Origin of the sequence: Rhodococcus sp. UNC363MFTsu5.1, assembly GCF_000686785.1 — a bacterium.
Taxonomy (GTDB): Bacteria; Actinomycetota; Actinomycetes; order Mycobacteriales; family Mycobacteriaceae; genus Rhodococcus_G; species Rhodococcus_G maanshanensis.
This window is the reverse complement of sequence record NZ_JMLO01000023.1, coordinates 76,019-95,545: the sequence shown is the minus strand read 5'-3', so window position 1 is coordinate 95,545 and position 19,527 is coordinate 76,019. Positions and strand designations below refer to the sequence as shown.

Annotated in this window: 18 protein-coding genes and 1 pseudogene; 7 read left to right on the top strand and 12 right to left on the bottom strand. The window is 68.9% G+C overall.

Annotation, left to right across the window (positions count from 1 at the left end):
* The 3 genes from BR31_RS0118145 to BR31_RS32480 all read left to right on the top strand — a co-directional run.
* A partial coding sequence (locus tag BR31_RS0118145) for an ABC-F family ATP-binding cassette domain-containing protein (RefSeq protein WP_027502216.1) occupies positions 1-1,059 on the top strand: 1,059 nt, incomplete at its 5' end.
* A gap of 138 nt (positions 1,060-1,197) precedes the next feature.
* Positions 1,198-2,109: an NAD-dependent epimerase/dehydratase family protein gene (locus BR31_RS0118140; protein ID WP_027502215.1), complete on the top strand. Its 912-nt coding sequence runs from the start codon at positions 1,198-1,200 to the stop codon at positions 2,107-2,109.
* A 159-nt stretch (positions 2,110-2,268) separates the two neighbouring features.
* Entirely contained in the window at positions 2,269-2,403 is a 135-nt protein-coding gene (locus BR31_RS32480) for a hypothetical protein (protein ID WP_269321359.1), read from the top strand.
* A gap of 274 nt (positions 2,404-2,677) precedes the next feature.
* Here the strand turns inward: BR31_RS32480 and BR31_RS31210 are convergent.
* Positions 2,678-2,809, bottom strand: a pseudogene (locus BR31_RS31210) (hypothetical protein); the annotation flags it as partial.
* A gap of 141 nt (positions 2,810-2,950) precedes the next feature.
* On the opposite strand from BR31_RS31210, the gene BR31_RS30680 reads away from it, so the two are divergent.
* Complete coding sequence (locus tag BR31_RS30680; protein ID WP_051637540.1) at positions 2,951-4,858, top strand: Ig-like domain repeat protein; 1,908 nt, start codon at positions 2,951-2,953, stop codon at positions 4,856-4,858.
* A 102-nt stretch (positions 4,859-4,960) separates the two neighbouring features.
* On the opposite strand, the gene BR31_RS0118115 is transcribed toward BR31_RS30680, so the two are convergent.
* From BR31_RS0118115 to BR31_RS0118105, 3 genes are read right to left on the bottom strand one after another with little or no spacing between them, the layout of a single operon-like run.
* Positions 4,961-5,218 carry a hypothetical protein gene (locus tag BR31_RS0118115; protein ID WP_027502214.1) on the bottom strand — a complete coding sequence of 86 codons (258 nt, stop codon included), beginning with the start codon at positions 5,216-5,218 and terminating at the stop codon, positions 4,961-4,963.
* Positions 5,219-5,232: 14 nt separating this feature from the next.
* Complete coding sequence (locus BR31_RS0118110) at positions 5,233-6,897, bottom strand: FAD-binding protein (RefSeq protein ID WP_027502213.1); 1,665 nt, start codon at positions 6,895-6,897, stop codon at positions 5,233-5,235.
* A 21-nt stretch (positions 6,898-6,918) separates the two neighbouring features.
* The gene (locus BR31_RS0118105; RefSeq protein ID WP_027502212.1) at positions 6,919-7,290 is read right to left on the bottom strand and encodes a nuclear transport factor 2 family protein; all 372 of its coding nucleotides are present in this window, start codon (positions 7,288-7,290) and stop codon (positions 6,919-6,921) included.
* A 133-nt stretch (positions 7,291-7,423) separates the two neighbouring features.
* Here BR31_RS0118105 and BR31_RS29150 point away from each other — a divergent pair, with 133 nt between their 5' ends.
* Positions 7,424-9,073, top strand: a complete 1,650-nt coding sequence (locus BR31_RS29150; RefSeq protein WP_051637539.1) for an AMP-binding protein — start codon at positions 7,424-7,426, stop codon at positions 9,071-9,073.
* 70 nt (positions 9,074-9,143) lie between these two features.
* Here the strand turns inward: BR31_RS29150 and BR31_RS0118095 are convergent, their stop codons facing one another.
* Entirely contained in the window at positions 9,144-9,662 is a 519-nt protein-coding gene (locus tag BR31_RS0118095; protein WP_027502211.1) for a flavin reductase family protein, read from the bottom strand.
* A 199-nt stretch (positions 9,663-9,861) separates the two neighbouring features.
* On the opposite strand from BR31_RS0118095, the gene BR31_RS0118090 reads away from it, so the two are divergent.
* Positions 9,862-10,479 (top strand): PadR family transcriptional regulator, encoded by a 618-nt coding sequence (locus tag BR31_RS0118090; RefSeq protein ID WP_081830560.1) that lies wholly within the window; start codon positions 9,862-9,864, stop codon positions 10,477-10,479.
* Between the two features lie 3 nt (positions 10,480-10,482).
* Here the strand turns inward: BR31_RS0118090 and BR31_RS0118085 are convergent, their stop codons facing one another.
* The 6 genes from BR31_RS0118085 to BR31_RS0118060 all read right to left on the bottom strand — a co-directional run bounded on the left by BR31_RS0118085 (position 10,483) and on the right by BR31_RS0118060 (position 17,446).
* Entirely contained in the window at positions 10,483-11,415 is a 933-nt protein-coding gene (locus tag BR31_RS0118085) for an alpha/beta hydrolase (protein WP_027502209.1), read from the bottom strand.
* Positions 11,412-12,275 carry an IclR family transcriptional regulator gene (locus BR31_RS29145; protein ID WP_037177138.1) on the bottom strand — a complete coding sequence of 288 codons (864 nt, stop codon included), beginning with the start codon at positions 12,273-12,275 and terminating at the stop codon, positions 11,412-11,414. Before BR31_RS29145 ends, BR31_RS0118085 begins: the two co-directional genes overlap by 4 nt.
* Positions 12,276-12,510: 235 nt before the next feature.
* Positions 12,511-13,986, bottom strand: a complete 1,476-nt coding sequence (locus tag BR31_RS0118075) for an FAD-dependent oxidoreductase (RefSeq protein WP_027502208.1) — start codon at positions 13,984-13,986, stop codon at positions 12,511-12,513.
* A gap of 113 nt (positions 13,987-14,099) precedes the next feature.
* Positions 14,100-15,005, bottom strand: coding sequence for a biphenyl-2,3-diol 1,2-dioxygenase (gene bphC, locus BR31_RS0118070; RefSeq protein ID WP_027502207.1), 906 nt, complete (start codon positions 15,003-15,005; stop codon positions 14,100-14,102).
* Between the two features lie 42 nt (positions 15,006-15,047).
* A complete protein-coding gene (locus BR31_RS0118065) occupies positions 15,048-16,229 on the bottom strand; it encodes an acyl-CoA dehydrogenase family protein (RefSeq protein ID WP_027502206.1) in 1,182 nt (393 codons plus the stop codon).
* A 53-nt stretch (positions 16,230-16,282) separates the two neighbouring features.
* A complete protein-coding gene (locus BR31_RS0118060) occupies positions 16,283-17,446 on the bottom strand; it encodes a 3-ketosteroid-9-alpha-monooxygenase, oxygenase component (RefSeq protein ID WP_027502205.1) in 1,164 nt (387 codons plus the stop codon).
* A 241-nt stretch (positions 17,447-17,687) separates the two neighbouring features.
* Between BR31_RS0118060 and BR31_RS31935 the strand changes: the two genes are divergently transcribed.
* Positions 17,688-18,284, top strand: coding sequence for an FAS1-like dehydratase domain-containing protein (locus BR31_RS31935; protein WP_051637538.1), 597 nt, complete (start codon positions 17,688-17,690; stop codon positions 18,282-18,284).
* 28 nt (positions 18,285-18,312) lie between these two features.
* Here BR31_RS31935 and BR31_RS29130 read toward each other — a convergent pair whose 3' ends face one another.
* Positions 18,313-19,524, bottom strand: coding sequence for a heparan-alpha-glucosaminide N-acetyltransferase domain-containing protein (locus BR31_RS29130; RefSeq protein ID WP_081830559.1), 1,212 nt, complete (start codon positions 19,522-19,524; stop codon positions 18,313-18,315).
* Between the last annotated feature and the right edge of the window lie 3 nt (positions 19,525-19,527).

The following is a 19,527-nucleotide window of genomic DNA, read 5'->3' as shown; positions in this document are numbered from 1 at the left end:
CTGCTCGACGAGCCCACCAACCACCTCGACGCGGACTCGATCACCTGGCTGCGTGGGTTCCTGCAGAACCACGACGGCGGGCTGATCGTGATCAGCCACGACGTCGAGCTCCTCGGCGACGTGGTGAACCGGGTGTGGTTCCTCGACGCGGTCCGCGGGGAGGCCGACATCTACAACATGGGCTGGAAGAAGTACCTCGACGCCCGCGCCACCGACGAGCAGCGCCGCCGCCGTGAGCGCGCGAACGCGGAGAAGAAGGCGGGCGCGTTGCGGGTGCAGGCCGCCAAGCTCGGTGCGAAGGCGACGAAGGCGACCGCGGCGCAGAACATGGCCAAGCGGGCGGACAAGCTGATGGCCGCCCTCGACGAGGTCCGGGTCTCGGACAAGGTCGCGCACATCCGGTTCCCGGAACCCGCACCGTGCGGCAAGACGCCGCTGATGGCGAAGAACCTGACCAAGATGTACGGATCTCTGGAGATCTTCACCGGCGTCGACCTGGCGATCGACCGCGGCTGGCGGGTGGTCGTGCTCGGGCTGAACGGTGCGGGCAAGACGACGTTGCTGCGGCTGCTGGGTGGCGTCGAGCCGGCCGACGTCGGCGAGTTGGTGCCCGGTCACGGGTTGAAGGTGGGCTACTTCGCGCAGGAGCACGACACCCTCGACGACGAGGCGACCGTGTGGGAGAACATCCGGCACGCCGCACCGGACACCGGCGAGCAGGAGCTGCGGTCGCTGCTTGGCGCGTTCATGTTCACCGGCCCGCAGCTCGAGCAGCCGGCGGGAACCCTCTCCGGCGGTGAGAAGACGCGTCTGGCGCTGGCCGGGCTGGTGTCCTCGGCGGCCAACGTACTGCTGCTCGACGAGCCGACCAACAACCTGGACCCGATCTCGCGCGAGCAGGTCCTCGACGCCTTGCGCAGCTACAAGGGGGCGGTCGTGCTGGTCACCCACGACCCCGGTGCCGCGGAGGCGCTCAACCCGGAGCGGGTCATCCTGCTGCCGGACGGCCAGGAGGACCACTGGTCGCAGGAGTACCTGGATCTCATCCAGCTCGCCTGACCGCAACCAGTTTTCCCGGTGCCCGGACGAGGGGGGTTCCGCGCGGGCTGCTGTTCCGTAGCTTCGCGGGGGTCGCATACTCGGCTCCGCCCGCGCGACGCACGTACTGCTTGATCACTACTCCTGAAAGGGACTTCCGTGAAGATATTGATCGTCGGTGGCACCGGCATGATCGGCGCCCACACCGCACTCCATCTGCGCGACCAGGGCAACGATGTCACCGTGGCGGCACGCAACCCGCTCACCGACGACTCACCGGTACGCGACTTTCCCGTGCTGCTCGGCGACTACACCGAGCAGACGTTCACGGCCGCACAACTCGAACCGTTCGAGGGCATCGTCTTCGCGGCGGGACAGGACATCCGGCACATCGGCCGTGGCGTCGACGAGGCGGCGTTCTGGGAGAAGACGCAGTCCGGGGGAGTACCCCGGTTCGCGGCGCTGGCCAAGCGGGCCGGTGTCGCACGGTTCGTTCAGGTCGGCAGCTACTACCACCACCTGCGTCCCGACCTCGCGGACACGCTGCCCTACGTCGCGGCCAGGAAGGCGGCCGATGAGGGCGCCCGCGCGCTGGCCGACGACTCCTTCAACGTCTCGACCCTGAATCCGCCGAACATCCTCGGAGTGAGCCCCGGTGCGTCCGCCAAGCGCTACCGGCGGATGTTCTCCTGGGCCGCGGGCAACGAGCCGGCCATTCCGGACTTCGCGCCCGCGGGTGGAACGAACTACATGTCCGTGCGTTTACTCGCAGAGGCGATCTCGGGCGCGCTGCAGCGAGCAGAGTCGGGCAAGGCCTACCTGATCGGCGACCAGAATCTGACCTTCCGGGAGTACTTCCAGATGCTCGTCGACGCCTCGGGAGGCAATCGCACCATCGAGGAGCGGAATGAGGAACATCCACTCCTGCCCGACGGCTTCATCGTGCAGGGCCGCGGCAACGTCATCTCCTACGAACCGGCCGAGACCGCGCTGCTCGGCTACACGCTCGGCGACTGCGCGCGGGCCATCGGCGAGATGCACCAGATCGTGATGGCGGCCTCGGCAGACTGAGCATTCCGACCGATCCTGTTGCACAACAGAGGTATCCGAGTTTTTCCGCTCAGCGGTCGACGTTGCTTCACGGACCGTGGAGCGTGGATAGCGTCACGCGTGCAGTAGCCGTGCACAGAAACCTGTACACGTGACAACCTTTCGTACGAGGAGCAACACATGGGATCTTCACAGGAACAGCTCGGACAGCTCGGCACCGCTGCTGGGCTCATCGGGGGCGTCGGTGGCGTCCTCGCCGGCCTCGGTGCGGCGATCGGCCTGGCCGCGCTCGTCGGCGGCGGCGCGCTGTCCTAGTTCGCCACCCGAGCCGGAGGGCCGTCACCTTCGGCAGCCCTCATGACCGCGAGCTCAGCGGCTGCGTCGAGAACCTCTCGGCGCGGCCGCTGAGCCGTTTCTGCCGCGCTCGGAGTTCGCGCCCGAGTACCGCGATTTCTGTACGCGTGCACCGTGTTCCGAAACCAGGCCCACCTCCAGACCTGTGATCGTCGGCGAAAAGTGGCGGGATTCCTCCAGAGAGTGTGTCGTTCGCCGGCCGCAAGGGGCACGGCCGGGGCGTCTTGGTGCCGGGTCAGCTCGCAGGCTGGGCCGCGTCGGAATTGTGAGCGCGGTGCAGGATCGTGCCCACACCGCCGACCGTCATGCCGACCTCGTCCGCGATCTCGCGCAGTTTGAGGCCCCCGGCGCGCAACTCTAGCACCCGGCGGCGGCGCTCGGCGGCAAGGCACTATTCATCCCACCAATTTTCGGTAGGCAACCGCGGACATCGCCCCTACAGTCCCCGCAGTCGACCCGGCGCCAACACCTAGGTCATGCCCGCACACGCTCGAACCGAAAGGCCCCCATGCGTAGTACCCGCGCCCGCCGCGCCGTGATGATCGGCACCGCGGCACTCCTGCTGGTCGCGCCCTGCGCGACCCTCGCCCACGCACAACCCACCACACCGGCACTGCCCGAGGACCTGGTCGCCGCCATCCAGCGCGACCTCGGACTCAACGCCGACCAGTACCTCGACCGGGCGAAAACCGGGCAGGAACTGGCGAAGTTCGCCGACACGCTCCGCGGCAAGTTCCCCACTGCCTTCTCCGGGGCATGGCTCGATGCGGCCGGCACCCCGCTGGTCGGCCTGGCCGACGGACCGGACAAGGCCGCCGCCCGCACCGCCGTCGAGGCCGCCGGCTACAAGATCAAGGACCAACCGCGCAGCGAGCAAACCCTCAACGACCTGCTCGGCCAGCTCAACACCTGGATCAACCAGCTCCCCGCACCGCTGTCCGGTCTCGTCACCGGCGCCAAGATCAACACGGTCAAGAACGACATCGCGCTCGGTGTCCACGACATCGCCGCCGGCCAGGGCCTGCAACTGCCTGACTTCCTCAAGTTCGTACGCGTGGTCCAGGGACCGGCACCCAGCTCGCCCGAGCTGCCCGGGTTCGGCTCGCTCGGCTCGTCCGACCCGAAACCCACCGAACCCACCAATCCCACCGAACCGACCAAGTCGAGCACCACCACCCTCAACCCGGTCACCGGAGCCACCGTCGGCAAGCTCACCACCCTCACCGCGAAGATCAACCCCGCGGCAGCGGGCGGCACCGTCGAATTCGAGGACGATAAAAACAGCTACGAAGCCCAACCGGTCGGCGCCGACGGCACCGCCACCATGGAGTGGATCCCCGAGACCGCAGGCAAGGTGACCATCAAGGCCACCTTCTCCGGCCGCGACGGCGTCAAGGGATCCACCACTACCCAGGACGTCACCGTCGCCAAAGCCGACGGCAACCCCGTCACCACCACGATCACCCTCGAACCCATCAAGGGAGCGACCGTCGGTAAGGAGATCATGGTGAAGGCGAAGGTCAACAACCCCGCAGTAGCCGACGGCTCCGTCAACTTCAAGGACGGCGACATCGCCCTTGGCCCGAGATCGGTCGAAGACGACGGCACCGCCACCATCGAGTGGACCCCCACCACCGCGGGTCAGCGCACCATCACGGCCACCTTCTCCGGCTTCGACAGCGTCCCACTCGCCACCACCACCCAAAAGGTCACCGTCACAGGGGGCCCCAAGCCGCCGGCCGCCGACGCCATCATGGGTGGCGACCCCTACTACGCCACGGACGTCTGGGGCGAATCCCGCAACTGCACACTCGGTTTCAACGGCACCGACGGAGCAGGCAAAACGGTAGTCATCACCGCCGGCCACTGCGACGCGACCCCAGAAGCCGCGGGCGGAAAGGACGCCTCAATTGCATACATGAACGCCGACAACAGTCGCATCGGCACCTTCGCCAAGGCGGTAATCGGACCACTCGACCACGCGCTGATCAAGATCGACGACAACGTCGCAAAGCGCTTCCAGAACAGCTACGTTCGCGCCGGCGGCAAGGCCCCGGTCGCAATCACCGGCGTCGCCACCCCCATGTGGGGGATCCCGGTGTGCATTTCCGGCAGAACCACCGGCTACCACTGCGGCACCGTCTCAGATAGCGGCACCGCGCACGGACCAAACAATCGTTACTACGGCAAGTTCACCGCGCGCTTCTGTGGGTTGGGCGGCGACAGCGGTGGCGCCCTGATCACCGGCACCGAGGCACTGGGCATCGCGACCCAATCCAACATGTTCAACCAGGGGATGTGCGACAAGCTCGAAGTAGAAGAGGACATCAACGACAGCGACCGACCCTCCGTGTACTCGGTACCGGTCCTGGACGTCCTCACCGACAACCCCGGCCTGAAGATCCGCACCAACTAGTGGATTAGCAGACCACGCACAACGCTCGGCTGGGGTATCCCAGTCGAGCGTTGTGCGTGAGACGCCGCCCACGGGTGGGGCCGCCCTTCGCTCGACCGAGGGCTAGGTCAGGCGACCGGGAACCGGATAGCTGCGCGGCGAATCGGTCTCGAGCACACCCTTCACCGCCGCCTCGTCGATGGAGTCACGCAGTGCCGCGCAGGTGGGGATCCACTTGCTGTCCACTCCGAGCGCGGCCTGCCGCGCGAACTCGGGGCAGGACGATTCCGCGTCCGCCAGCCACTGGATGCTGGTGTGGGTCGGGCTGTACTTCTCCACCAACACCCGGTTCCCGCAGCTGGTGCAGCTCAGTTCCTGCATGGTCGCCTCGCCTCCTAGTTGGCGCCGGCGGCGTGCCGCGCACCGATGTAGCCGAACACCATTGCCGGACCGATGGTCGCGCCCGCACCGGCGTAGTCGTTGCCCATCACCGCGGCGGATGTGTTGCCGGTCGCGTAGAGGCCCTCGATGACGGCCCCGTCGGTGCGCAGCACCTGGGCCTTCTCGTTGTAGACCAGTCCACCCTTGGTACCGAGGTCACCGGCACGGGTGCGCAGGGCGTAGTAGGGACCCTGGTCCAGCACGTCGAGCGTGGGCTGCGGCAGCGTCGGGTCGCCGTAGTAGTTGTCGTAGGCACTGGCGCCCCGGTTGAAGTCCTCGTCCCGGCCGGCCCGCGCGAATCCGTTGTACCGCTGGACGGTCTCGGCGAGCGCGGCAACGGGGACATCGATCTTCGCCGCGAGCTCCTCGACGGTCTCGGCGGTCTGGATGAGTCCGCTCTCGAGCCAGGCCTTCGGGAACTTCTGGCCGGGCATGATGCCGCCGATCGGATACCGGTTCTTCGCCTTGTGGTCGAAGACGAACCAGGTGGGCTCGTGCCCGCCTGCCAGCTGATCGTGCACGAACGTCACGTACGGCGACGCCTCGTTCGTGAAGCGCTTGCCGTGCTGGTCGATGATGATCGAGCGCGGGATCGACCGCTCCGAGACCAGCACCTGGTTGATGCCGTCGGGGCGGCGGAAGGACGGCATCCACCAGGCGTCGTCCATGAGATCCACAGCGGCGCCGAGCTTCTCGCCCGCGACGATGCCGTCACCGGTGTTCTCGACCGCGGCCGCACTGAAGTTGTCCTTGCCACCCTCACGCAGGTAGCGCTTGCGCATCTCCTCGTTGTACTCGAAGCCACCGCTGGCGAGCAGCACGCCGCGGCGGGCGCGGATCCGCACCTGCGCGCCGTTGCGCTCGGCGACCACGCCGACCACCGATCCGGACTCGTCGGTGACAAGCGACTGCAGCGCGGTGTTCAGCCACAGCGGGACACCGGCGTCCTTGAGCGCCAGCCGCAGCCGGGCGATGAGCGCGCGGCCGAGGGTGTCCATGTTGCGGCGCAGCACGATGGCCTTGACCGCGCGGAGACCGGTGAGCAGCGCGGTCCACTTGGCCTTCCAGGTCCGCGTCACCATGTTCAGCTGCACGAAGTCCTTCGAGGTGATGAACAGCCCCGGGGGCGTAGCCAAGGCTGCCGGACGCAGCAGGTCCTCGTCCTCGCCGAGCTCCTTGAGGTTCACCGGGAGCGGCTCGATCGTGCGGCCGTTGGGGCGGCCACCCGGCTGCTCGGGGTGGTAGTCGGAGTAGCCCGTGCACCACTGGAACCGCATGTGCCTGCTCGAGGTCTCCAGGAACTCGAGGGTGCGGGGACCCTCGTCGATGAACGCATCGAGGTTCTCCGAGGGCACCCGGCCGCCGACGACGGCATCGAGATAGGTGCGCACGTCCGCGCGCGAGTCGCCGAGCCCCTCACGGACGAGCAGCGGGTTGTTGGGAACCCAGATGCCGCCACCGGACAGGGCGGTGGTGCCGCCGTACACGGCGGCCTTCTCGATGACGAGGGTGTCCATGCCCCTGTCGGCGGCGGCGAGTGCGCCGGTCAGGCCGCCGCAGCCGCTACCGACCACGAGGAAGTCGACCTCGTGGTCCCAGGATTGTTCGCTTGCAGGCATCGTTTTCTCTCTTGGTGGTGCTCAGCCGAAGCTGATGTCGTCCTGCGACCAGACGGCACGCATGCTGGTGATCCGCGCCTGATCGTCGAAGGTCATGACGTCGATCGGCTCGATGGTGATCGTCTGCTCGCCGGTGTCGGTGACCACGCGGAAGTGGAAGGCCGCGGTGTCGCCCGCGACCCGGACGTTGAGCAGCTCGGTCTTGACCTGCACCGCGTCCAGCGCGCTGTAGAACTTCTCGATGGCCTCGCGGCCGACCAGCGGTTCGGTGCCCACGGGGTCCTCGAGGGTGGCGTCGTCCGCGTACAGGGCGGCGACGTCGGCCGACGTTCCGCCTCCGACCGCGTCGAGGTACTTCGACACTGTCGAACGGATGTCGTCTGCTGAGGCCATGATCTCTCCCGGGCATGTGGGTACGGTGTGTACGTGTGACGGTAGCCACAACCATCCCCCGGCGGACCCCCGCATTCCCGGCCAGCGGGACGCCTCCGACAGGCGCGATGATGTCCGGTACGGTCCCTCGGTTATGACCGTCGGCGACATCACCCCCGACACGATTTGGGCGGTACTGTGCGAGTCCGCGCGGCGCCACCCCGATCGCGAGGCCGTCGTGGACGGACGGGAGCGGCTCAGCTACCAGCAGCTCGCGGCGTCCGCCTCCCAGGCGGGGACGGCGATGACCGCCGCGGGGATCCGGCACGGCGACCGCATCGCCCTGTGGGCGCCGAACTCCGCACGGTGGGCGGTGGTCGCGCTGGGCGCCCACTCCATCGGTGCGGTGGTGGTGCCGATCAACACCAGGGCACGCGGGGCCGAGGCCGCGCATCAACTGCGCACGACCCGCAGCCGAATGCTCTTCGTGGACGACGGCTTCCTCGGCACCGGCTACGCCGCGATGCTCCGGGCGGCCGCGGGAGAATCCGGCCCGGATCGCCCGGTCCTCGGCCTCCCGGACCTGGAACAGATCATCGACTTCCACCGCGAACCGGACCTGCACATCACCAGCTGGGCGCAGTTCCTCCGCGGCGCGACCACGCCGCGCCCCGTCGACCTGCGGGCACCCCGCCGGGTGGCTCCGCCCGGCACCGACGACGTCGCGTACATCATGTCGACGTCCGGTTCGACCGGTCGGGCCAAGGGCGTCGTGCTCCGGCACGGGCAACTCGTTCGCGTGTATCGGGCCCTGTCCGAGCGACTGGGGATCGGCCGCTGCGACCGGATCCTGGGGGTGACCCCGTTGTCGCATTCGTTCGGCCTCAACGCCGGCCTGCTGGCGGCGCTGGCCGCGGGCGGCTGCTACGTCGCCGTGGACGTGTTCGACCCGGCCACCGCGCTCACCCGGATCACGACCGAACGGATCACCGTGTTGTCCGGTCCGCCAACACTGTTCACCGACCTGATCGCCGCGTCACCCGAGGAGCGGCACCCGCAGGCGCACACCCCGCGGCTCGCGGTCACCGGCGCGACGACGGTGGCCGCCCCGCTGCTCGACCGCATCCGCCTGGTGCTCGGCATCCCCCTGATCGTCACCGGCTACGGGCTCACCGAGGCCAGCGGCACCGTGACCGCGAGATACCCCGAGCCGCAGACCGTCTCACTCGCCGCGCCGCCGCTGCCCGGGGTGGAGCTGCGCGTGGTCGACACCGAGGGGAACGCCGTTCCCGAGGGCACCGCCGGCGAGGTCCTGGTCCGTGGATACAACGTGATGACGGGCTATTTCGAGGACGAGGCGGCCACCGCCACGGCACTCGACGGCGACGGCTGGCTGCACACCGGCGACGTCGGGGTGCTCGAGGCCGGGGAACTGCGGATCATCGACAGGATCGGCGAGATGTTCATCGTCGGCGGCTTCAACGTGTATCCCTCCGAGGTGGAGCAGGTGCTGAGCCGGCACCCGGCGGTCGGCGAGGTCGCGGTCGTCGGGGTTCCCGACGACCGGCTGGGGGAGCGCGGGATCGCGTACGCGGTTCCGCGCCAAGGCCACAGCGTGACCGGTCAGCAGCTGGTCGAGCACTGTCGCGGTGCGCTCGCCGGCTACAAGGTGCCCTCCGAGGTGATCTTGCTCAGCGAGATGCCACGGATCGCCGCGGGGAAGCCGTCCCGGCTGGCCCTGCGCGAGTTGGCCCTACAGCGGCGGGCGGAGCATCGCGGGATGACGATGCCCGAGAAGTCCTGAGCGACAGGGCTACTCGCACAACGACGCCCCTCACCGAGGTGTCGGCGAGGGGCGTCGTCCTGTGAGTGCTCTAGCCGGCGAACCCGCCGAACCCGCCCTTGAAGAACAGCAGCGGCCTGCCGTCCGCATCCGCGGTCAGGTCGGTGATGCGGGCGAGCACGATGGTGTGGTCACCCGCGTCGTGCTCGAGCTCGACCGTGGCCTCGATCCGGGCGAGCGCGCCGCCGAGCGCCGGGGCACCGTTGCCCGCCGGGCTCCAGTCGATCTGGGCGAACTTGTCGCCGCCGCTCACCGCGAAGGTCGAGCACACGTCCTTCTGGTCGTGGGCGAGGATGTTGATGCACAGCGAGCCGGCCTCCCGCAGCAGCGGCCAGCTGGTGGAGGTCTTCGCGGGGCAGAACGAGATGTACGGCGGATCCAGCGACACCGACACCACCGACTGGCAGGCGAACCCGAGGGGTCGGTCGCCGTCGTGCGCGGCGATGACCGCGACCCCGGTGCAGAAGTGCCCCATCACCTTTTTCAGTGTGGCGGCGTCGGGAGCCGAGAGAGCGTCCTGCTCGGCGACGGCTGTGATCTCTGCGCTCATTGCGGTTCCTCCTGATGAAACGGGCAACGTCCAGAATCGCCACACCCTGTGCGCGGCGCCATCCCCGTTCCCGGTCAGTGGTAGCTTGCCCTGTCCAGGTCATCTGTCCAATTGTTAGGCTCCCCAGGTGGCACCGACCGAATCGGCCTCCGAGTCTGATCTACCCAACCTGCCCGCGACGAGCTGGGCTGTACTCGGCATGCTCGCGTTCGACGAGGAGCTGTCCGGCTACGAGCTCAAGAAGTGGGCCGACTGGAGCATCAAGTTCTTCTATTGGAGCCCGTCGTTCAGCCAGGTCTACACGGAGCTGAAGAAGCTCGAGAAGCACGGCTTCGTCACCTCCCGGGTGCAGCACGACAACGGCGTTCGCGGCCGCCGCCTCTACAAGATCACCGAGGCGGGCACCGCCGCGGTCGGGCGCTGGTCCAACGAGGCGCCGATCGACCCGCCCATCCTTAAACACGGTGTGATGCTTCGTATCTGGCTCGGACACCTGAACAAGCCGGAACGGCTCAAGGAAATCCTCCGCGAGCACATCGAGTACGTGTCGAAGATGGAGCGGCGCGCCGCGGCCGATGCCTCCGGCGCCGACAAGGAACCGGCATGGGCGTACTCCCAGATCGTGCTGCGGTGGGCCGAGCGGTACTACGCCGCCGAGCGCGATCTGGCCGAGCAGCTGATCGCCGACATCGACAAGGCCGACGCCGTCATCGCTCAGGTCAAGGACGGCGACGACGCCGGCTTCCCGAAGCCGACCCCCGGCGCCTGGCGCCAGGTGGAGGTCGAGACCGAGTCGGAGAACCCCGACCTGGAGTGAGCCCTAGCGGGCCCGGTCGAGGAGTTCCCGCAGATCCGCCCACGCCTGCTTCTGCGCGGTGCGCGCCAGGGCGAGCACCCCCATCGTCATGAACCCGTGAATCGCTCCGTCGTATCGGCGATGGTTCACCGGAACACCCTCGGCAGCAAGGGCATTCGCATAGGCGTCACCCTCCGAGCAGAGCGGGTCGCAGCCCGCGGTGACCACAACGGCAGGCGGTAGGCCGGCGAGCTCCGCGCGCAGGGGAGAGGCATGGGGGTGATCCCGGTCCTCGACCGCGACGTACTGGTCCCAGTACCACTGCATCGCGGCCCTGGTGTTGAAGTAACCGGTCGCGAACTCCCGGTAGGAATCGGTCTCGAAGTCCGCGGCGATCACCGGGTACAGCAGCAGCTGCGCCGCGAGGGCCGGGCCACCGCGGTCGCGGACGATGAGCGCGGTCACCGCGGCCAGGTTGCCACCGGCGCTGTCCCCGGCGACCACGATGCGGCCGGCGTCACCACCGAGCTCCTGCCCGTGCTCGGCCGCCCACGCCACCACGGCGTAGACGTCCTCGGCGGCTGCGGGCCACCGCGACTCCGGGGCCAGCCGGTAGTCGACCGACACCACGATCGCCCCGACACCGTTGGCCATCGACCGGCAGATCCCGTCGTGGGTGTCCAGATCGCAGAACACGAACCCGCCGCCGTGCGCGAACACGACGATCGGCACATCTGCGTCGGAGGTGACCGCGGGCCGGTAGATCCGGACCGGCAGGTCCGAGCCGGGTCCGGGAACCACGCGCAGGGCGACCTCCGCGACCGGCTCCGGCTGATCGGGCAGCACCAGCCTGGCTCGGATCGCGGCGCGCGCCTGCGCGCCTGCCATGGTCTCGACCTTCGGGAATCCGGCGTTCAGCGCGTCGAGGATCGCCGCCACCTCGGCGTCGACGCTCATGCGTACTGCAGATCGGTCGGCGCCGCCGCGGGGCGGGCGCGGTGAGCCGACGGCCCGCCGAGGATGGGACGCGGCTGCTGCTGCAGGGTCGGCTGGACCCGGACCGGGCCGCCCTCGATGTTGCGCCAGATTCCCAGCGCGGTCATCCGCACGGGTGCGGCGAGCCGGTGGTCGAGCTTCATCTGCGAGACCGGACCGCAGATCGAGACGGCCGCAACCGCCTCGCCGATGTTCCCGATCGGGGCCGCCACGCAGCCGAACCCGGGCAGGGACTCCTCGCGCTCGTAGGCGATGCCCTGCTCACGCACCTTGGCCAGCTCGGCGCGGAGCTGGGTCCCCGTGGAGATGGAGTACTTGGTCTTGCGGCTGAGGAGGTCGCCGTCGAGAGCCGCGAGCTGGGCCTCGCCCGCGAACCCGAGGATCGCCTTGCCGACGCCGGTGCAGTGCGCGGGGTAGCGGCCGCCGACCCGGGTCGGGATGGCCGCGGCCATCCGGCCACCGATCTTCTCGAGGTACACGACGTCGGGTCCGTCGAGGATCGCCAGGTGGACGACGTGGCCGGTCACCCGGTGCAGCTCGTGCAGGAACGGCAGCGCGGCCCGGTGCATCCGGTCCTGGTGCACCGCGAGGGAGCCCAGCTCGACCAGGCGCATGCCCAGCTCGTAGTCGCGACCCTGCCTGCGCAGCCAGCGGAGGTGGACGAGCCGCTCGAGCATCCGGTGCGCCGAGGAGCGCGGCAGCCCAGTGCGCCGGACCACCTGGGCGAGCGTCAGCCGGCCGGGTCCGTCGAAGGCATCCAAAACGAGCGAGACGCGATCGAGTACGGCGCTCGGAGTGCTGGCGTCGACCAAAGTTGTCATGGGGTCCTCCGGGAGTGCTTGGCGGCTGGCGCCGGGGTTGGTGCGCCGATCGGCTGGGGGTCCGACCGGGGTGTTTCGATTAGGAATATGACTATTGATAGCACGGGCTTGTGTCGGCTGTCACACACGACCGAGTGGTTCGTTTTCGGTCACGAGACGGCGAAGGGCCCCGGATCGATTGACTCGACCCGGGGCCCGGCGTACCTGACCTGCAGTTATTGACCGCTCAGTGGGATCATCCCTTGGCCGCGGATCGGCCCGCGCGACGCCCGAAAAAACTTCCGTCGCCCAGCGACGCACCGCTCGCGTAGCCGCCCGCGGAGACGCCGGCGGTGCACCGGCCTGCCGCGTACAGCCCCGGAATCGGCTCGCCGGAGACGTGCAGGACCTCCGATTCGACGCTGGTGCGCAGACCGCCGAGGGTGAACCCGCCGGTGAACCCGCGCAGGTCGATCGCGGCGACCGGCGACCCGATCGGCCTGACCCATTCGGACTTCTTGCCGAGCACCGGGTCCGCGCCCTTCACGGCATGCTTGTTGTAGACCTCGACGGTGGTCTGCAGGGTGCCCTCGGGCAACCCCATCTCCGCCTCGAGTTCCTCGACCGTCTCGCACACCCAGCTCGGCTGGTGCCGCAGGAACGGGGTGGCCGTCGGCGTGGCCAGCGCCTCCTCGTACGCGGCCTCGTCGATCACCAGGAACGACTGGTTCTGGTTCTCGATCAGCGTGGCCTGCCCGACCCGGCCGGGATAGGTGTCCTCGTTGATGTAGCGCTGACCTCGGCCGTTGACCAGGATCCCGCGGATGAACAGCTGCGGGTCGCAGAAGAACGCCACCTCGGTGGCGTCCATGTGCGCCAGATCGGCGCCGAGGGCCTGCGCCATCTGGATGGCCTTGCCGTCGTGCTCCTCGATGGAGGCGGCGGGCCTGCCCACCAGCCGCGGCGCGTACGCCTCGACCATCCGGTCGTTGTAGGCGAAGCTGCCGGTGGCGAGCACCACGCCGCGGCGCGCCCGGATGGTGATCTCCTTCCCGTACTGCGTCGCCACGACGCCGACCACCCGGCCGGACTCGTCGGTGACCAGGGTCTGCGCGCGGGTGTCGTACACGGACCGCACGCCGAGGGCCGCCGACGTGTCGGTGAGCGGCTTCATCAGCATGAAGCCGCCACCCTTCTCGCCGCCGGACTGCTTGTCCGCCATCTGCGGCACGTGCCCGCGCGGCGCGGGCGGGATGGTCGCGCTGAACGGGGCGGCGTTCTCGCCGCCGGTGTACTGCAGCCCGTCGTCGCCCGGCGGCTCCCAGCCCGGCTCGCCCCAGAAGCTCGCCTTGAACGGGACGCCGCACTCGACCAGCCAGTTGTAGTGGTCGACGCTGCCCTCGCAGTAGGCGTCGATCTTCTCGGCATCGACGCCGGGACCGAGGGCCTCGGTCATGAACGCCTTCATGTTCTCCGCGGAATCCTCGAAGCCGCACGCCTTCTGGAGCGGGGTGCCGCCGCCGAGATAGATGAATCCGCCTGCCATCGCGGCCGCGCCGCCCCAGCCGCCGGTGCGCTCGAGCACCAGCACGTCGGCGCCCTCCTGGGCCGCGGCCACGGCCGCGGACGCGCCCGCGACTCCGTAGCCGGCCACCACCACATCGGCCTCGTGGTCCCACTGTGTGATCTCGACGGCCGGCCGCGGCCGGACCGTCGTGGTGTTGCTGGTCATCGGGTTCCCTTCGTGAACGGGTCTGGATACACCTCGCGCGCGGTTCCAGTGCCGGCGAACGCAGGTGCGTACGCCGGCGGTGGAAACCGCGCGCGAAGGTGGGTGGGCTGTTGTTACATCGCCGCCAGGGGCTCGCTGCCGGACCAGTCGTGGCCCCAGTAGCTGTCGGCGGTGATCTCCTCCGCGGAGTAGTACTTCTCGTCTACCCGCATGCCCTCGGTTCCGAATTCGATGTCCCAGCCTCCGGGAGCGCGAACGTAGAACGAGACCATCTTGTCGTTGGTGTGCCTGCCCAGGGTCGAGGAGACCGAGAAGCCGTCCTTGACGACGCGGTCGAGCGCCTGGCCGACCGCATCGAGGGTGTCGACCTCGACCATGATGTGCACCAGGCCGGGGGCACCGCCGTGCGGGGCGGGGCACAGCGCCAGGCTGTGGTGGCGCTCGTTGACGCCCATGAAGCGCACCCGCATCGGGCCGAACTCCGGCGGAGCCGGGATCCGGAAGGCGCCGCGCGACAGGAAGCCGAGCACCTCGGTGTAGAAGGCGAAGGCGCCGTTGATGTCCATCACCGGCAGCACCACGTGGCCGAGACCCTGTGCGCCCGTGACGAACTTGGCACCGAACGGGGTGACGACCGGGCTGTGGTCGAGGACCGCGCCGTGGAAGATCTCGAGGGTGGCGCCGGTCGGATCCTGGAAGGTGATGACCTCCTCGACGCGGCGGGCGTCGGCCTCCTCCAGCGAGAGCGGCTTGACCGCGATGCCCGCGGCCTCGACGGCCTCCTGCACGCGAACCAGGGCGGCGTGGTCGCGCACCTCCCAGCCGATGGTGACGACCTCGTCGGTGTCGCCCGGCACGATGACGATGCGCGCGGCGCGCTCGTCCATCCGCAGGTAGATGGCGTTCTCGTCCGGACCGGAGCCCTCGGCGAAGCCGAGCACGTCGAAGGCGAACTTGCGCCAGCGCTCCATGTCGTTGGTCTGGACCTTGATGTAGCCCAAGCCCTTGATGTCAGTCATGTGATGTCCTTCTTGATGATTGAGGTGATGGACTGCGCTGCGTCAGATCATCGACTTGAGGTTGTCCGCCGGATCGAGACCGAGCGAGCTCACCGCGGAGGCGTGGTAGACGGTGCTGGGCACGTGGATGGCGTGGGCCAGGCCGGCATGCGCGTCACGCCAGTACCGCTGCAGCGGCTTGTCCATGCGCAGCGCGTTGCCGCCAGAGCGGGCGAAGATCTGGTCGACGGCACCGACCGCGCGCCAGGCGGCACGCACCTGGGTACGACGACCGGCGGCGCGGTCCTCGAAGGAGACCTCCTTGCCGGACTCGACGATGTCCCACATCTTGTCGACGTTCGCCAGCAGTTCCTGGCGGGCGGCGTTGATGTCCGCGGCGGCCTCGCCGATCGCGAAGAGCACGTACGGGTCGTCCTTGACCGCGGTGCCCTGCGCACCCACCCGGTCACGCTGGTAGTCGAGGTGCGCAGCCAGCGCGCCCTCGGCGATGCCGACGACCGCGGAGGAGATGCCGAGCGGGAACATGGTGGACCAGGGCATCCTGTACAGGGTCTCGGTCATGCCGGCGTTCTTCTGCGCGGTCCCGTTGATCACCTCGTCGCCGTCCATCACCCGGTAGGAGGGCACGAAGGCGTCCCGCACGATGATGTCCTTGGACCCGGTTCCCTTGAGGCCGACGACGTTCCAGGAATCCTCGACGATCTCGTAGTCTTTGCGCGGCAGGATCATGTGCAGCATCCGCGGCGGCAGCGCCATGTTGCCGTCCTTGTCGCCCTCCATGGCGCCGAGGAAGATCCAGTCACAGTGGTCGGTGCCGGAGGAGAACTGCCAGCGACCGTTGAAGATGTATCCGCCGTCGACCGGCTTGGCGATCCCGGTCGGGGCGTAGGGGGAGGCGACCCAGGTGTTGTCGTCCGCGCCCCAGATCTCCTCCTGCACCTTCGGGTCCGCGAAGGCCAGCTGCCACGGGTGCACACCGACGATGCCGCACACCCAGCCGGTGGCCGGGTCGAGCGAAGCCGCCTTCATCACGGTCTCGGAGAAGGCGCGCGGGTGCGACTCGAATCCGCCGTACTGCTTCGGCTGCAGCTGCTTGATCGGGCCTGCGGCCTTGAGCAGCTTCGCAGTCTCGTCGGGAAGCCGACCGATCCGCTCCGCCTCGGTCGCCTGGTCGCGGATCTGATCCGCGATCTCGAAGAGATTGTCGAGTGCCTTGTTGGTCATCGTGGTGTTCCTTCTTGTCTATCGGTACATCGTGGGCAGGTCGGGCGGATGGGTCAGGCGTTGGCCTGGACGGGGACGACGCCGTTGGCGATGTTCTCGGCGACCTCCGCCTCCCAGCTCTGCACGGCACGGTCGGTGTCGATCTCGAACTCGAAGCGCTTGGTCATGTCCTCGGTGACGTCCTCGACGTCGACGTAGAACTGCTTGTACCAGCGGCGCAGCTGGTAGACGGGGCCGTCCTCCTCGGACAGCAACGGGTTGTCGATGGGCGCCTTGTTCTTCCAGATCTTGACGTCCTGCTCGAAGCCCATCTCGACGCCCTCGGCGAACTGCTTCGCCATGCCCTCGGCCGCCTCGTCCGACATACCTTGGGGCTTCTTGACCATCGCGCCGTACTGCAGCACGAAGGAGTTCTCGTCGACCGGGTAGTGGCAGTTGACGAGCACCGTCTCGATCGTCATGCCCTGGGCATCACTCCACAGCCAGTCGAGCATGTAGGACGGGCCGAAGTACGAGGCGTCCGATCGGAGGGTGGAGTTCGGATCGTCGTAGCTGGTGCCGACGGAGATGTCGTGGCGCGGGGTCGACCGCATGTACTGGGTGGCGACGTGGCCCTCGAAGACGTTCTTGAAGAACCGCGGGAACGAGTAGTGGACGTAGAAGAAGTGCGCCATGTCCACGACGTTGTCGACGATCTCGCGGCAGTGCGAGCCCTCGATGAGCATGGAGTTCCAGGTCAAGGAGGTCCACTCGTCGGAACCGAAGCCCTCGATCTCGGGGATCGTCACGTCGTCGGTCGGCTTGCTGCCCTGCGGGTCGTGCCACACGTAGAGCTGACCGTTGCGCTCGAGCGTCGGCCAGCTGCGGGTGCGCGCGAGCGGGGGAACGCGGCGGGCGTAGGGGATGCCGCTGCACTTGCCGTTGCCGCCCCAACGCCAGTCGTGGAACGGGCAGGCGATGGAGTCGCCCTTGACGGTGCCCTGGGCGAGGTTGCCGCCCATGTGCCTGCAGAACGCGTCGAGCACGTTGAGCTTGCCGTCCGACTCCGACTGGAATACCACCAGCGAGGTGCCGAAGGCCTTGATCTCGTGCGGCTTTCCGTCCTGGAACGACTTCAGCAGACCAAGGCAGTGCCAACCACGGGCGAACCGGGTAGGGGCCGCCGCCGCCTCGATCATCCTGACCTCGTCGGCGTCGGACTTGGATTGCAGCGCCATCGCTACCTCTTCTCTCACGCTCGAGACAAACACGCCCGAGTCACGCACTGATGTGATGAGCCTCATAATTCGGGGCATCGGCATGCGAGTTCATGGGGCCTTCCCGCTGACCGGGACGATTTCGCCCCCGCCCAGCAAGCCGGTGCCCGCAGCCTCCCGATCAGCGGGAAGAGGACGCCGGCCGGGCCTCGCGCGGACCTACCGTCGCGGTATCCGAACTGATCGAAGGAGGTGCGGATCGATGATCACCACAACCGCAGCGAGCACGGTGGGGGCGCCGTTCACCTGCGTCACCGTCGACCTGGAGCGCGGCAAGATCCTCGAGTTCGCGGAGGCCACCCACTCCACCCACGCCGCGTACCGCGACGCCGAGCGCCCGGTGGTGCCGCCGACGTACCTGTGCGGAACCGATTCGATCGCGGGCGCCCACGACGTCCCGTCGGAACGCGACTGCCGTTTCTTCGGCGCACCGCCGCGCGCCGGTGACAAGCTGACCGTAACCGTGCGCGACGGCGAGCACGACCGGATCGCCGAGTACCGCGACGCCGACGGCCGGTTGATCGCCGACGCGTGGACGCAGGGCGCGGGCGGCGACACCGCGGTGGTCGGGCAGCTCGCCAACTACGCCACCGACTGGCTCGGTCCGGAGTCGGTGCGACGATTCCGCACCCGCCTGGTGACCGCGGTCGCGGCCGACGAGACGCTGTCGTGCTCCGGCGAGGTGGTGCAGGAGTACACCGCCGACGGGGAGTCGCGCGTCGACGTGGTCCTCACCGCCACCGGACAGGGTGGACAGGTCGCGGCCCGCGCCTGGGCCACCTTCGCCCGCGCCGCCTGACCGGCGGGGGCGTCGTCCCGCGTTCGCGCTATCCGAGCGCGCGCGGAGAACCGAGCCGGGCGGCGCCGGCCCCGACCTTGTTCAGCACCCATTCGAGCGGACCCCGCCCCAGGTAGCGCTGCCACAGCGTCGCGAAGACCAACGGCACCACCAGGAACCAGACCGGGAGCGCCCACGAGTAGGTGAACGATTCGCTGCGCAGCAACAGCGCCAGCGCGACGATGTGCCCGGCGTAGATCGTCAGCGGCATCGAGCCGAGCGCGGCCAGTGGCGTGAGAATGCGCGGGGCGATCCCACCCGCGAGCAGGCTCAGGCCGAGGACCGCGATCGCGATCCCACCCGAGCCGACTATCTCGAACACGGTTCCGCTGTGCGGCGAACTGGTGAGCATCCACTGCCAGGGGTCGGTGCCGACGACGCCGAAGCTCGAGGAACGGAGCATGAACGGCAGCATCTGCGCACCCTCGCCCGGCATCACCTCGTCCAGGTACGCCACCAGGGCGTTCCTCCCGCCGAACAGATTGAGCGCAACCCACGACCCGCCGAGCCCGAGCACGGCCAGCGCCGAGCCGACCGCGACAAGGACGGCCCCCGCCCGCTCGCGCCGCAGGCCCCAGCGGCCGATGGCCATGCCCGCCAACAGGAACGGCACCCACGTGAGCACCGGGTAGGCGCCCTCGAGCAGGACCACCGAGCCGAGGTGCCGGACGCCGTCGATCGAGGTGAGCATGTCGAACCGCGCGGTCTCACCGGCGACCCCGGGAGCCGCCATCCGCGACCGGATGGCGTAGGAGAGCAGCGGACCCGCGACGGCCGCGACGGCCGCGACGGCGGCCAGTTTCTGCCAGCTCAGCCGCAACAGCGGCAACGCGATCAGGAACAGCACCGCGTACGACGCGAGGATCACCATCGCCGGGGAGCCGAGCTGGGTGAGGACGAGGCCGAGGACGAACAGCGCGAGAGCGCGCGCGGCGATGGATCTGCGCGCGGCGCCCAGCCGCTCCGGGGGGCGGGTTCCGCCGGTGGTGAGCGCCAGCGACACCCCGGCCAGCACCGCGAAGAGGATGGCGGCACGGCCGCTGAGCGCGAAGTGGGCGAACTCGCCGATCTGTTCGGCGCTGGTGGTGTGCACGGCGATCATGCCGAGCACGGCGAGACCCCGCGCGACGTCCACGCCGACTATCCGGGGGAGCGAGCGGGGAGTGGGCGGGGCCTCGGCCTGGGACAAGATCTGGGTCATCGC